The 12,820-nt window shown below is 43.7% G+C and carries 9 protein-coding genes and 1 pseudogene; 1 reads left to right on the top strand and 9 read right to left on the bottom strand.

What is annotated here, in order from left to right; all coding sequences use genetic code 11:
* Positions 1–79: 79 nt before the first annotated feature.
* From LKD46_RS10955 to LKD46_RS10915, 9 genes are all read right to left on the bottom strand, one after another.
* Positions 80–2,494, bottom strand: coding sequence for a glycoside hydrolase family 94 protein (locus tag LKD46_RS10955; protein ID WP_015526176.1), 2,415 nt, complete (start codon positions 2,492–2,494; stop codon positions 80–82).
* Positions 2,495–2,639: 145 nt separating this feature from the next.
* Positions 2,640–3,992, bottom strand: coding sequence for a vWA domain-containing protein (locus LKD46_RS10950; RefSeq protein WP_110102969.1), 1,353 nt, complete (start codon positions 3,990–3,992; stop codon positions 2,640–2,642).
* On the bottom strand, positions 3,989–4,999 hold the full coding sequence (locus tag LKD46_RS10945; RefSeq protein ID WP_110102970.1) for a leucine-rich repeat protein: 1,011 nt from the start codon (positions 4,997–4,999) through the stop codon (positions 3,989–3,991). Before LKD46_RS10945 ends, LKD46_RS10950 begins: the two co-directional genes overlap by 4 nt.
* A gap of 188 nt (positions 5,000–5,187) precedes the next feature.
* Positions 5,188–6,597 carry a serine hydrolase domain-containing protein gene (locus LKD46_RS10940; RefSeq protein WP_110102971.1) on the bottom strand — a complete coding sequence of 470 codons (1,410 nt, stop codon included), beginning with the start codon at positions 6,595–6,597 and terminating at the stop codon, positions 5,188–5,190.
* A complete protein-coding gene (locus LKD46_RS10935) occupies positions 6,590–7,969 on the bottom strand; it encodes an APC family permease (RefSeq protein ID WP_110102972.1) in 1,380 nt (459 codons plus the stop codon). The genes LKD46_RS10940 and LKD46_RS10935 overlap by 8 nt, the downstream gene beginning before the upstream one ends.
* Before the next feature lie 176 nt (positions 7,970–8,145).
* Positions 8,146–8,790: a GntR family transcriptional regulator gene (locus LKD46_RS10930; protein WP_059086720.1), complete on the bottom strand. Its 645-nt coding sequence runs from the start codon at positions 8,788–8,790 to the stop codon at positions 8,146–8,148.
* A gap of 142 nt (positions 8,791–8,932) precedes the next feature.
* Positions 8,933–9,325: a VOC family protein gene (locus tag LKD46_RS10925; protein ID WP_015526181.1), complete on the bottom strand. Its 393-nt coding sequence runs from the start codon at positions 9,323–9,325 to the stop codon at positions 8,933–8,935.
* A 93-nt stretch (positions 9,326–9,418) separates the two neighbouring features.
* On the bottom strand, positions 9,419–10,375 hold the full coding sequence (locus LKD46_RS10920) for a carbohydrate kinase family protein (protein WP_227574164.1): 957 nt from the start codon (positions 10,373–10,375) through the stop codon (positions 9,419–9,421).
* Positions 10,376–10,695: 320 nt separating this feature from the next.
* Positions 10,696–12,312 (bottom strand): mannitol dehydrogenase family protein, encoded by a 1,617-nt coding sequence (locus LKD46_RS10915; protein WP_022427075.1) that lies wholly within the window; start codon positions 12,310–12,312, stop codon positions 10,696–10,698.
* Positions 12,313–12,719: 407 nt separating this feature from the next.
* On the opposite strand from LKD46_RS10915, the pseudogene LKD46_RS10910 reads away from it, so the two are divergent.
* Positions 12,720–12,820 (top strand): annotated as a pseudogene (locus LKD46_RS10910) (transposase); the annotation flags it as partial.

Raw genomic sequence — 12,820 nt, 5'->3', positions numbered from 1 at the left:
GCCAAAATAAAACGGTATTTATATTCCATTTTACTTTGTATTCATAAATGTGATCTCCTCGCAATTTATATCCATTATGTCATGACATATAGAATTCAATTTCTGTCTCACCGGTAAGTTTCTCCTGCGGAATATAATTACCCGGAAGTTCTTCTCCATTTACATAGAGTTTTTTACATCCGGCTTCCACATGTCCCGGATTCTTCACAGTGATATGGAGATGACATCCACGGAAATCCTTGCTTATCTCAAACTTCTCCCATTCTTTTGGAATCGATGGTGCTATACGTAAGCCATAGAAATCCGGACGCATGCCAAGAATTCCTTCTACACATCCTACCATCACAGTAGATGCTGTTCCTGTCAGCCAGTGCACATGAGATCGTCCGAAATTCGGGCTTGCTTTTCCTTCTGTAAACTGTCCATAGCAGTATGGCTCCAGCTGTCTGATCTCAGCCCTGTCATTCTGCGCTGCCGGAGCATTCTCCAGGAAATAATTAAATGCACGCTCACCATGTCCGCAAAGTGCTTCTGCCAGAATGAGCCATCCCTGTGACTGTGAAAAGATTCCCGCATTTTCCTTTGTTCCTGCATTGTAGATAACCGCAAGTGCTCCGTCGAAAGCATTTGCATGATATGGAGGATCCATAAGGATTGCACCGTATTCTGTATTCAATCTTTCATAAACCATTTGAAGAGCCAGATCTGCCTGCCGCTCTGTTGCAAGGCCGCTGATCACAGCCCAGCTCTGTGGATTCAGCCACATGTTTGCCTCCGGGTCAGTTCTCTTTCCGATAACCTCTCCCCGCTCCGTAAACCCACGGATAAAACGATCTTCATTCCAACAGAGTTCCTGGATCAATTTTCCAAGCTGCTCTTGTTTTTCTTCCAGGTATTTTATATATTTTTCATCTTTTTTGTATTTTGCAAACTCTTTCAGGATAGTCATTGCATAATAGAACTGTAATGCAACGAAAGTAGATTCCCCATCCTTTCCAAGTCTCAGACAATCATTCCAGTCTGCATAAAGTCCGGCCGGCATTCCATGTCTGCCAAGATGGTTCATGGAGAAGTCAATAGCTCTTTTCAGATGCTCGTATACAGTTCCTTCATCCTTGTTTGCAAACGGGATCACTTCATCGATGAATGCAAAATTTCCTGTCTCTGAAATATATTTGTATACAGTAGGGAACAGCCAGAGTGCATCATCTGCGCGGTATGCCGGATGACCGGTTTCCTGTACATAGGATGCATCATCCGGTGTATCCTCATGTCCCGGATTATGTGTGAATTTCACAAGTGGAAGACCGCCGCCGTTATCTACCTGTGCTGACAACATGAAACGGATCTTATCCAGTGCCATTTGGGGTGCAAGATGGATCACACCCTGGATATCCTGTACAGTATCACGGTATCCATATCCGTTACGAAGTCCGCAATAAGTAAAAGATGCTGCACGTGACCAGATAAATGTCATAAAACAGTTATATGCGTTCCATGTATTGATCATGGTATCGAATTCCGGACTTGGTGTTCTGATCTGAAAATGTGCAAGCTGTCCGTGCCAGTAACTGATCAGTTCTTCAAGCTCCACCGCGCATGTTTTTTCACAGTCTGCATAATGTGCTATAATCTCCGCTGCTTCATTATCCTCCTTCATTCCTGCCAGAAAAGCCATTTCCCGACTTTCTCCCGGTTCCAGAGTAATTACAGCTGAAAGAGCTCCACAGCTGTTTTCATTATAATTTCCCTCATTACATAATACACCAGCTTCAACCCCTGCTGGATTGTTGTATCCGTGATATCTTCCAAGGAATTTTTCCCTGTCACCACACCAGGAAGAAACCTTCTCTCCAGCCAGGCCGAAAAATCGGTTGAACACGTTCTTGTTATCAACCTCTTCCCCATCCTTAAGGCCGTCCAGATTCGCATGGATCATCTGACGTACACGATCTCCACAGAATACTGTTCTTGTAATATACTGGGAATACTGCAGATTCACCTGATCCTGTTCATAATTGCTGTTATTTGTAAACTCTGCATATCCAGTCACACTGATCTCACGTTTTCTGTCTGAGCAGTTGGTAACTTTCAGATTCCATACCTCGTAGGACTGCCCAAGCGGTACATAGTATCTCACCTCTGAATGTATCTCGCTGTAATCTGCCATCATTTTAGTATAGGCTGTGCCATGATGACATTCACTTTTATACTCACTGAGATCTTTGCCAACCGGCTGCCAGGATGCTGACCAATAATCTTTTGTGTCATTATCCCTGAGATAAATATATCTTCCCGGCTGATCAAACTGATTAAAAATATATCTCAGGATTCTGCCGTTCGCCCCGGATTTTGCAAAGCTGTATCCCCCTGCATTATTGGAAACGATTGCTCCGTATTCCGGCGATCCCAAATAATTCACCCACGGAGCAGGTGTGTCCGGCCTGGTAATCACATATTCCTTTTTTTCTTCATCAAAATACCCATATCTCATGCCATACAATCTCCTGTTCTGTATATTTTCCGTAACATTGTCTGCTGTTACCTATTTTCTACACTATAACTGATATGCAGATAGCAATATACAAAATAAAAGATTAAAATATCAGATTCATGACATAAGATATGGATATAATTCTTTACAATTCTTCCTCCGTGATCACCAGCTTCATGGCCCAGGCCGGGATATCCACATCCTCAGGCTCCTGCTCCATAAATACAAATGCTGTCCGGTATGGCGGCATCTTTGCCGGAAAAATACCGTAACCGTCTGTAAAATACACCAGTCCCTTCAGATTTTCAAACTCACGTTTTTCCATCAGCTCTTCCACATAAGCAAAAGCCGGACGGAAATCTGTACCTCCATCACCGTAAAGTTCCAGGCTGTCCATGTAATCCTGCAGTTCTTCTCTGCTGGTGATCTTCACATCCGAATGCACCTTCTCATCACACTGGATAATGTGTATATTTACCTTCTGGAAAAAATTCCCGCTGTCGCTTAAGATCCCATAGGTTTCCTCCAGAAATCTCTGTACCAGTTCTCCTGAACAGGACATGGAGGTATCGATCACCATGACAAATTCCGAAACTTTTTTCACTTCTCTGGTTTCCAGGGGTTCGATCAGCGGCATATTCCCGTAAAGGGAAAGCCCGTAGGTATAAAAATTATAATCAAAGCTGTCCGGATCTACAGTCAGTTCTTCCCGAAATACTGCAAACTTCCGCAGAAATTCCCGATAATCATATCGTTCCCGGTTCTCTATTTTCAGCTGATCCAGAAAATCTCCGTCCTGCGCTCCTGCCTCCCTGGAAAAGGTCTCCAGATCTGTCTCAATTCCTTCGCTGATATCTCCCCATTTTTTGCTCATCAGGGGATTGGGTTTCCGGTCGGGCTGCTGGTTTGCCCAGTATTTATGGTCGTCCACGTAGAACTCTTTTTCAAGCTGTGCCAGTTCTTTTTCCTTCAGAAATTCTTCTTTCAGAATCTTGTAGATTCTCTCTGCATTCAGCGTCTTCTTTTCCTTTTCCAGAAGACGGTAGGTTTCCCTCCGGAGAAGACTTCTGGAATATCGGACTGAGCGGTGGTAGATCCCGTCGATCATATGCTCCACTGCAATATCGCAGCTTAAATTCCACAAACGCTTCTCTATTCCCGGCTTCCCAAAGTGCCGGAAAATGCAGTGAAATACCATATGGAGATATCCTCGATTCACAAGAATCCTGTTTTCTTTATAAAGCCCGCCAAGCTGTGCCGGATGGAAGTACATCACAGCCCCGTCTGTTCCAAACGGACTGACCGAACCATCCATCTGATAAATAAAGCTGCTCAGCGCCACATCCAGAAAACGCATGCCAAGATACAGCTCGTCTCTTGCCGCCCGGAGGATGCTGCTGCCGATGTCCTGGAGACGCTGGGCCGCCTCCTGGGGATTGGATCCCTGACCGGGCAGGAAGTTATTTTTATTTTTTTCAGTTGTTTCTATATCACTCATAACTGAAACTTCTTTCTCCTTTTAACAGGGCACCTCTCATTTTCTGTCTCCCCGGCCACCTTCTGCTCTTCCTTCAGCATCCGGCTGCGTTCATTCATCAGAAATGCGGAAATCTCCATATCCTTCTTCCCGGACGCCACATCAATACTATGTTCCAGGCCCTCTCTGTTCCAGAGTTTTTCCCGAGAAAGCAGCTCCAGACCATTTAAGCTTCCGCTTTCCACCAGAAATTCCCCGATATCCTTAAGATTTCCCTGGATATAATCCTCATACTGCTTCTTCGCCTTTTCACTGAGCTGCCACGGATAACGAAGCCGCCCAAAGCTCATATCAACCAGAACCTCCAGCTTATCCATTACCACTGCCATATCAAACAGGCTGTCATACTCTGCGAAATCCAGTTCTTTGCTGTAGAAGCATTGCCGGTAATTGGTCCCTGAGCCATGATACTCCGTAAACAAAATTCTCGCAGGCGTATTCTCCACCGCCTCATCATAATGCTCCGGAAAAACCATATGCGCACGTTTTCCACCTGCCTCACCATTTTCATACAGAAAATCCACATCAATCTTCTGCCACAGCTCACCGAGGATCTCCTTTGCACAGGACTTGAGCCCTTTTTTCTGATGGATCACAAGCTCCTTCAGCCCGCTACAGCCCGTAAACGCCCCGGTTCCCACCTGCATCAGCGTATCCGAAAATTCCAGCCGCTCCAGCTTTTTGCATCCATAAAAAATATATCTTCCGATTTCCTTCAGTGTATCGGGAAAAACGATCTCCTGCACTTCCTCTCCGGCAAGAAGTCTCTCTTCTCCGAACGAAATTACATCTTCGCTCTCCCAGGTTTCTGCATCTTCTTCTCCATCCTTATGTGCAGAAAACGCATACGGCGCCGCACTGACTACCGGAAGACCATTGATCTCTTCCGGCAGCACGATCCGGTCATCGGTACCATAACACCGAACGATCTCTATTGCATTATTTTTAATTCTGTAATGTATTTTCATCGTACACTTTCTTCCCTATGTCACAATAATAAAAATTTCTGTTTCCTATTGTAGACTTATTCCAAACAAAAAACAACCCATCGGACCACTGATGGCAAGTCAGTATCCTGCGGGTTGTTCGTTTCTTTTATCATAAGGTTGGAGGAATTGCTATATTTTTATCGGTCTATACTTTGAGTTTTTTCTCTTCAGGATTTAAAGTTTCCTGTAAACTTCCATACCATATCCGGCTGTTCCGGAAGATAGGTAACGTTAGGTCTCCAGGTCGCGATCACGGTATCTTTAGAATTGACCCAGAAGGAATACTCTTCCCTGTAGGAAGTGTTGAGCAGTCCCACAGACAGATATAACGTTTCCTGATCCATTCCATAAGCAATGCTGTGATATCTCTTTGTAAAATCATCCGGATAAAGATCGTTCTGTTTCCAGCTCTTAAATCCTGCATAAGCAATCTTTTTCTCACCCTGGACTATCATTTCCAGACGCAGTTTACATCCTTCCGGAATGATCTTTGCACTTTCAATGTTTCTCGGATTTTCTGTAAAAATAATCTCCCGGTTAAATAATCCACTGAGTTCTTTTTCCGCAGTTTTCAGTCTGCCTTCCGGCTGTGGCAGAGAAAGGCTTTTTATTTTTGCTTCCAGATATTTCTCTCCTTCTTCCCGTTTTTCTTCCGGGCAAGGTATGGAAACTGCTTCCTTCATATATTTAAGGCAGATATCTGCCGCAAGATATTCTCTCGCACCTGCGGTAATGCCAATGGCAACCGGAAGTTCCCGGAAGCACACCAAATACTGTCCAAATGCTCCTTCTGCCGCAAAGATCTCTTTTCCTGCTTTGATGTGATATGCATAATGAGTCAGTGCTTTTTTCTCATCTCCGGGAATTACGACTCTTGACTGTCCCATCTCTTCGATCCACCACTGTGGCACCAGCTGCTCACCCTTCCAGTTTCCTTTCTGGAGAAGGAGCTGTGCCAGTGTGGAAATCTGATCTGCGGTCAGATACATGCCCCAGCCGCCGGTATTATGTCCCTCAGGACTTGTAAGCCAGTTGATCTTTCCAAAACCAAGTTTGTCAAAAACACGTTTCTGCATAATGGACAGACAGTTTTCACCCATAACTTTGGTCACGATCCTGGAAAGTGTATAGCTGCATCCGGAATCATAATGAAAAACTTTTCCGATATCTTCTTTCAGCTTAGGCTGTCCAAGCCAATTCTTCTCCCAGTCTTTTTCCAGTCTGGAAAACCATACATTATTACAGCATTCCGGGGAACCGGCCTGCATGGTAAGAAGATCATATACGGTAATATTTTCCAGGGCTTCATCATATTCATCCGGAAGATCTTCTCTCACATAATCCAGAAATTTATCCTCCAGATGAAGTTTTCCCTCATCCACCGCAAATCCAACACAGATACTTGTTCCGATCTTTGATAAAGAATGCATCATCTGCGGCTCTTCCATTGAGAAAGGTGCCCAGGCTCCTTCAACAACCTTTTCTCCTTTATACCGTACAGAAATACTGTGTAATTCTACGGTGTTCTCAAGTTCCTCAAGCATTTTTGCCAGCTTGAACGGATTTAATTCATTCATTTTTTTCCTCCTCTGCAGGCTGCCATATGGATGTCTCGATACGGATTCCACCTTTTCTGGTGAGATATACACCAATCAGGATCAATGCAACCATAACTATAACAGCAGATACTGCATATACAAGTTTAATACTGAAAATTCCTTTTATAAAAATAATCGTGTAAATGATGATACTGATGGTACAGAATACGTAAAGTCCTGCACTGGAAAGGTGAAATTTGTTCTTCTTCCAGGTATCCGGATATTTCTTCGGAAGACGTGAAATTGCATACACAACTGTAACATTCATAAAAAATGTGATCACCTGGAAAATATTTGTGATCGTCACGATACTCATATCAAAAATGATCGGAAGCAACACTACGATCAGTGTGTAGGTATAGATCAGGTACGGTGCTCCGAAACGGTTTTCCTTCAGAATTCCTTTCGGCAGCCATCCATCCTTGGCAGCCTGAGCGATCGGATATCGTACATCATTAAATACACCATTCAAAGTAGTGATGATTGCCATGATCGGTCCGCCGATCATAAAAAGTTTATACACAATACCAGGAAGGATCTCCTGTGCTGCCGGAAGGATTGTTTCCACACCTGCAACCTTATCGTGAGGAAGCACCCCACCTGTAACCATCGCAAGGCCCACATAAATAAAAAGCAGACATGGCACGCAGGACATTGCCGCAAACGGAACATCTTTCGTTGCTCTTTTCGCGTCTTTACCATACCACAGAACATTGTAGTAACCATTTGCGGAATTGATAAGAAGAAGTGCCGCCAGCATAAAGCCTTTAAAGCCGCCGGTAAACATCTTATCTCCTGAAAAATCAAAGATCGGCTGTCTGATCTGTGTAAGTCCGAAAACAACATACAGAACCATTGTGATCAGAAGAACCGTTGATAATATCTTGCTTACCTTTGCAAAAATATCCATTCCCAGAAGATTCAGCACAAACAGGATAACAACACCTGCGATTGCCAGTGCTTTCACTGTAATTCCCGGGAGGAGATTATTCAAATACAATCCCAGTGCCAACGCAAAAGAACTGTTGAGGATCGGCGTTACCAGTTTCGTATAAGCTACCAGACCTCCGGTGCTGACTCCGGAAAGGTTCGTTACGATGGAATACGGGCCTCCTGCCACGCGCATGGTCCCACCAAGAATAATATACGGAAAAACCATAAAGAATCCCATGACAATCGCTGTCAGATAAGCAAGCCATACAGAATAACCGGTATAAGCCATTGCCGGTCCGATCAGAGTTACCATTCCGGAGCCGATTACCATTCCTACTGCGATCGCAAAAAGATCACCACGCTCAAGTATACCCGGTTTCGGTTCCGGCTTGTTCACAATTATGTTCTTGTCGTTCATTTCATTGCGCCTTTCTTTACTTTTTTACTTTTTATTTTTTATTTTTTATATTGTATACATAAAGAATAGTGAAAAACGCCGTAACTGTCAATAACAATTAACAATTTCGGCGTTTTGTAAAAATTATCTGTTCTGTTTTTGTATACTTTTTACAGAAAAATGGTAATTTCTACAGCCTAATTATACCGTTGCACAAAGTTCTCACAACTGCTTTTTATATGTTTCTGCATACGCAGATAACATTCCATAGCATCACCTTTTCGAATACTTTCTACAATTTCCTCATGCTCTTTCAGAGATTTTCTTACGTACTCTTCTTCATTTACCAGTACGCCTCTGGACAGTCCGTTCCACAGTTCTGACAGCATATTTTTAAGTTTATCATTTCCTGCTGCTGTCCATAATTCCATGTGCAAAGTCTGATTGAGACTTGAATAACTTTCAAAATCACCTTTTTCTATCTCTTCTCTGGAAACCTTGAGGATCTGATCAATCCTCTGAAGATCGATCTTATTTTCACAACACAAAACACAGGCTTCACTTTCCAGTGCCGCCCGCACCTGAAAATGTTCGCGGATCGTTTTTTCATTCACTCCAAGAACTACTGCACGTTTATTTCGCTCCAGTTCCAGAAGTCCATCTCTTGCCAGAATCTGAAAGGCTTCTCTTGTAGGTGTAATGGACACTCCAAGTTCCTGCGCAGTACTTTCCAGTGTCAGAATTTCCCCCGCCGGAATTTTTTTTGAAAGAATTGCCTCTCTGAGATTCGCCGCAATCTTTTCTCTTATGGGTAAAGTCTTTATTGGTTTAAGTCCCAGCATGTATATACTCCTGTTCTTATAGATCTTTTTTATTTAGATGAATATTAACAGTATTCTATTCTAGCGTATTTTTACTGTATTGTAAATTCCCATTAAGACAGGTACCCACATTCTTGCAGGAGACTTAACTGACTTACACATTTTATAAATACTGGCTGAACTCCACCTTCTCCTTATTCGGGCCTTCAATAGTAAAGAACTTCACACCATTCTCCCAGAACGGCAGGAAATGGACTTCATCATTGGTAGTATTCAGTCCGGCTGCTGTCACCAGCTCGTGGACTTTCTCCACATCCTTCACATCAATGGCAACATGGTCAATGGCGCCGGATTCCATTTTTGCTGCTTTGTTCTCGTAAGTCTCGATCACAAGATTTCCAAGCTTCAGGAAAGCAACCTTCTCATTGGCAGCCTCGTTCACCGTCTGGAAAGCGATCTTAAATCCCAGTGCCTCATAAAATTTAATGGTTGTCTCAATATCATTGGTTGGCACACCTACGTGCTGAACTCCGTTCATCTGATCTTTTAAATTCATTTCAAAACCCCATCCTTTCATAAATCTGACATACTCATAAACACAATCGCTTCGCAATTTAGATTCAACTCTGCTACAGTTTTATGAATACGATCACTTTGCAATTCTGCGTTCCACCTGTGCAAGCTCCGGCATTGCCGGGATCGCACCTTTTTTCTCCACGCAGAGACTGGCCACTGCATTGCCGAAACGGGCAAATTCCTTCAGATCCTCCTGGGTCAGCTCGTCCAGATGTTTCTCTGCTGTGCTGACTTTGTACAGGAAACCGCCCCAGAAAGAATCTCCGGCTCCGTTCGTGTCTGCGATCTGTTTCACTGCAAATCCCGGTACCATACAGCCGCCATCCTTGCCGTAAAGATATGCTCCTTCGCCGCCAAGTGTAACTGCCACAACTTTCACGCCCTGGCTGTACAGTGCTTCTGCTGCTTCCCGGACATCCTTATGATCTGTCAGAAGTTCTGTCTCTTCATCCGAAATCTTCATAAGATCCACATAGGGAACCAGGCTTCTCATATGCTTCTTCGCTGTCTTTTCATCCGGCCACAGAGATGCACGGTAATTGGGATCGTAAGAAATCACGCTGCCCTTGTTTTTTGCTCTTTTTACCGCATAAAACGTGGTATCTCTTGCAGGCTGATCCGTCAGGGACAGGGATCCAACATGAAAAATATGGGTATGATCCAGCACATCCACATCCACTTCTTCCTTCTGGATCTTCGTATCCGCTCCCGGTTTTCTTGCAAAAGAGAAAGTCCTCTCTCCAGTCTCGCTGACTTCCACAAAAGCCAGTGTAGTAAAATAATTTTCGTCCAGGAGCATACCCTTGGTATCCACGTTTTCTTTCTCAAGAACAGATTTCAGGAACTTTCCGTGCATATCTTTTCCTGCTTTACCGATAAATGCAGTATGAGCTCCCAGTCTGCTGGCTGCAACTGCACCATTGGCAGGTGCACCGCCCGGATTTCTGGCATACAGCATCTGTCCATCCTCATTGATATCCTGAGATGTAAAATCGATCAGGATCTCACCAAAGGTTGTGATATCATAGATGGATCTTTTCACAGCATCTCCTGTGTCCACAATAAGGTTCTGATCAAGCAGCTGAAAAAGGATCTTCTCGCATTCTTTCTCATTATCTGTATGTATATGAAGCTCTCCCTCGTCAAACTCAGGCATACTTAAGACACCAAGCATAGACTTCGCATTTACAACATAACGGCCATAACATAATTCTACATCATAGGGGATGGATTCTGCAATACTTACCAGCTTTCTTGCATTCTGCATTGTACCTAAAATTACTTTTACTATCATTTTTGTCTACTCTCCTATGCAAAATACTTACATAAACCGTTCTCGTAACCCTGGTTTTATTTTACATATTTATGAATAGTTGCCTTTACAGCTCCGGGTCCTGCGATCATCTCACGGAACATATCCTCGATCTTCTCTCCGACACCATCTTTATAAAGGTCTGTGAAGAACAATCTCTCATTGGAAAGGATCGGCTTCAGCTGATCCTTGAAGGTTTCCGGTTTTCCGATCACGATATCGCCAAGCTGCTCTGTGATCTCCTCATTCATCGGGTCCGGTGCAAGCTCAAATTTGTTTCCTTCGTCATCTACAGCCAGCATGTATCTCAGCCAGCCTGCGATTCCCAGCGGGATTGCTGTCAGTCTGGAAGCATCTCCAAATTTCTTCACATATGCTTTTACAGTCTCACCGAAACGGATACCTACCATCTGGGACACATCTACAGCCAGACGAAGGTTGGTATCTCCAAGATACTCATTCGGGAAACGGTCATTAAAGAGTTCATCCACAAATGCCTGCGGGGAAAGGATTCCAGGATCTGCAACTACCGGAAGTCCCTCGTCATAAGCAACCATACGGGCCATTTTCATCATATCTTCGTTCGTGTTCAGCATATGTGCAAACAGATCATAGCCAAGTACCACACCAAGAGGGCCGGTTGCGGAATGTACAGGATTCAGGCATACGGTTACTTTCATTCTCTCGGAAAGATTGACGGTATTTCTGTCCGCCATATATACGCCGAAGCCTTTTTCCAGAGCAGGGCGTCCGTTAGGGAAGCTGTCCTCGATAACAAGATACTGTGGCTTCTCAGCATTAACAAATGGTGCTATGTATGTCTTCTTTCCTGTGATCACCGGCTGCATGTCTTCAACGCCAAGCTTCTCAAGGTCTGCTGCGATCTGCTCGCTTGGACGAGGTGTGATCTTGTCGATCATGGTCCACGGGAATGCAACCACCTTCTCGTCCGTTACATAATCTACGAAGCCATCATCTACGAAGCCCGCTTTATGCCATTCCTCTGTCATAGTCAGCACGGACTCACGAAGCTTGGCGCCGTTCTGTGAGCAGTTGTCCATGGATACCAGGGCGATCGGATATTTCCCTGCTTTATATCTCTCATTCAGCATAGCCACAAGAACTGCCATTGCTCCCGTTGCCTTATCCGGTCCGTTCTTAATATCTGCTTCCACAAACGGGAACCATGTTCCGTCTGCTTTCTGGAGTGCATAACCCTTTTCTGTGATAGTGAAGGAAACCAGCTGCAGGGATTTAGCCGCAAAAATTTCTTTCAGGCGGTCCCATTGTCCAGCATCAGATGACTGTGCTTTCACTGCTTCTGCAAGCGCCCCAAGAACTTTGTATTCACGGGTTCCATCACCGTGGAGAATGACATTTAAGCCAAGGTTGTCATATGGCGCGTAAATCTTATCTACTACATCATAATCAAAGGTCTCTACACATGTGATGCCTCTGTCAAGAACTCCCCCTTCCAGAAGACCATCTGCAATACCTCCGATAAATACACGGAAGATATTTCCGATTCCGAAATGTACCCAGCCTGGCTCCTTCTTCGCTTTCTCAGTAACTGCCTCTACATCGTATCCTGGAAGATTGATGCCTGCTTTCTCCCATGCTTCACGCTCTTTGATTCCTTCTCTTGTTAATTTCATGATAGAACCTCCTTTTTTTCGTTCATTTCGTTATTTATGTCTTTTACTTATGTTTATGTCTTAACTGTAAGTAGAGTATAAAACTTTCCTTTTTAAAAATCTATTGGCAAAGCGTCTAATTTTACTCTTATTTTTTTGTTTACTTTTACCCGTTCTCCCCTACATTGCATTTCCCGCAAATTTATACTAAAATACATTTAACAAATGTAGCAAGAATTCTCTCACCTCTTCAGGTGGTGAGATGAATTGCACATCGGAGCATGTCTGCTCAAAAAAATCTCTATAGTATAAAAGAAACACTTGTTCTCCCTTCCCTGATGTAGTATACTGAAAAGAACAATTAGTTCATAAATACATATCCGTTGATATAAGAAAAAGGATGATAAATATAATGGAGTTAGACCATGAAAGATGCATTCTGGGGTCAGATATTCTGTCTGCTCAGTGCAGGCGGAGCAACGATTGAAACGATACGGCAGTATATAGAAAGCCAGGGTGAGAAGAATGA

The organism is Blautia fusiformis (genome assembly GCF_020686995.1).
Lineage (GTDB): Bacteria > Bacillota > Clostridia > Lachnospirales > Lachnospiraceae > Blautia_A > Blautia_A fusiformis.
Note: the sequence above shows the minus strand (reverse complement) of the source record. Positions and strands in the feature narration are given on the sequence as shown.

Bases quoted from the DNA above. Each gene is read 5' to 3' on its own strand.
- LKD46_RS10950 (WP_110102969.1), bottom strand. From the start codon at position 3,992: ATGAGTGATATAGAAACAACTGAAAAAAATAAAAATAACTTCCTGCCC.
- LKD46_RS10955 (WP_015526176.1), bottom strand. From the start codon at position 2,494: ATGAGATATGGGTATTTTGATGAAGAAAAAAAGGAATATGTGATTACC.
- LKD46_RS10935 (WP_110102972.1), bottom strand. From the start codon at position 7,969: ATGAACGACAAGAACATAATTGTGAACAAGCCGGAACCGAAACCGGGT.
- LKD46_RS10930 (WP_059086720.1), bottom strand. From the start codon at position 8,790: ATGCTGGGACTTAAACCAATAAAGACTTTACCCATAAGAGAAAAGATT.
- LKD46_RS10915 (WP_022427075.1), bottom strand. From the start codon at position 12,312: ATGAAATTAACAAGAGAAGGAATCAAAGAGCGTGAAGCATGGGAGAAA.
- LKD46_RS10925 (WP_015526181.1), bottom strand. From the start codon at position 9,325: ATGAATTTAAAAGATCAGATGAACGGAGTTCAGCACGTAGGTGTGCCA.
- LKD46_RS10940 (WP_110102971.1), bottom strand. From the start codon at position 6,597: ATGAATGAATTAAATCCGTTCAAGCTGGCAAAAATGCTTGAGGAACTT.
- LKD46_RS10945 (WP_110102970.1), bottom strand. From the start codon at position 4,999: ATGAAAATACATTACAGAATTAAAAATAATGCAATAGAGATCGTTCGG.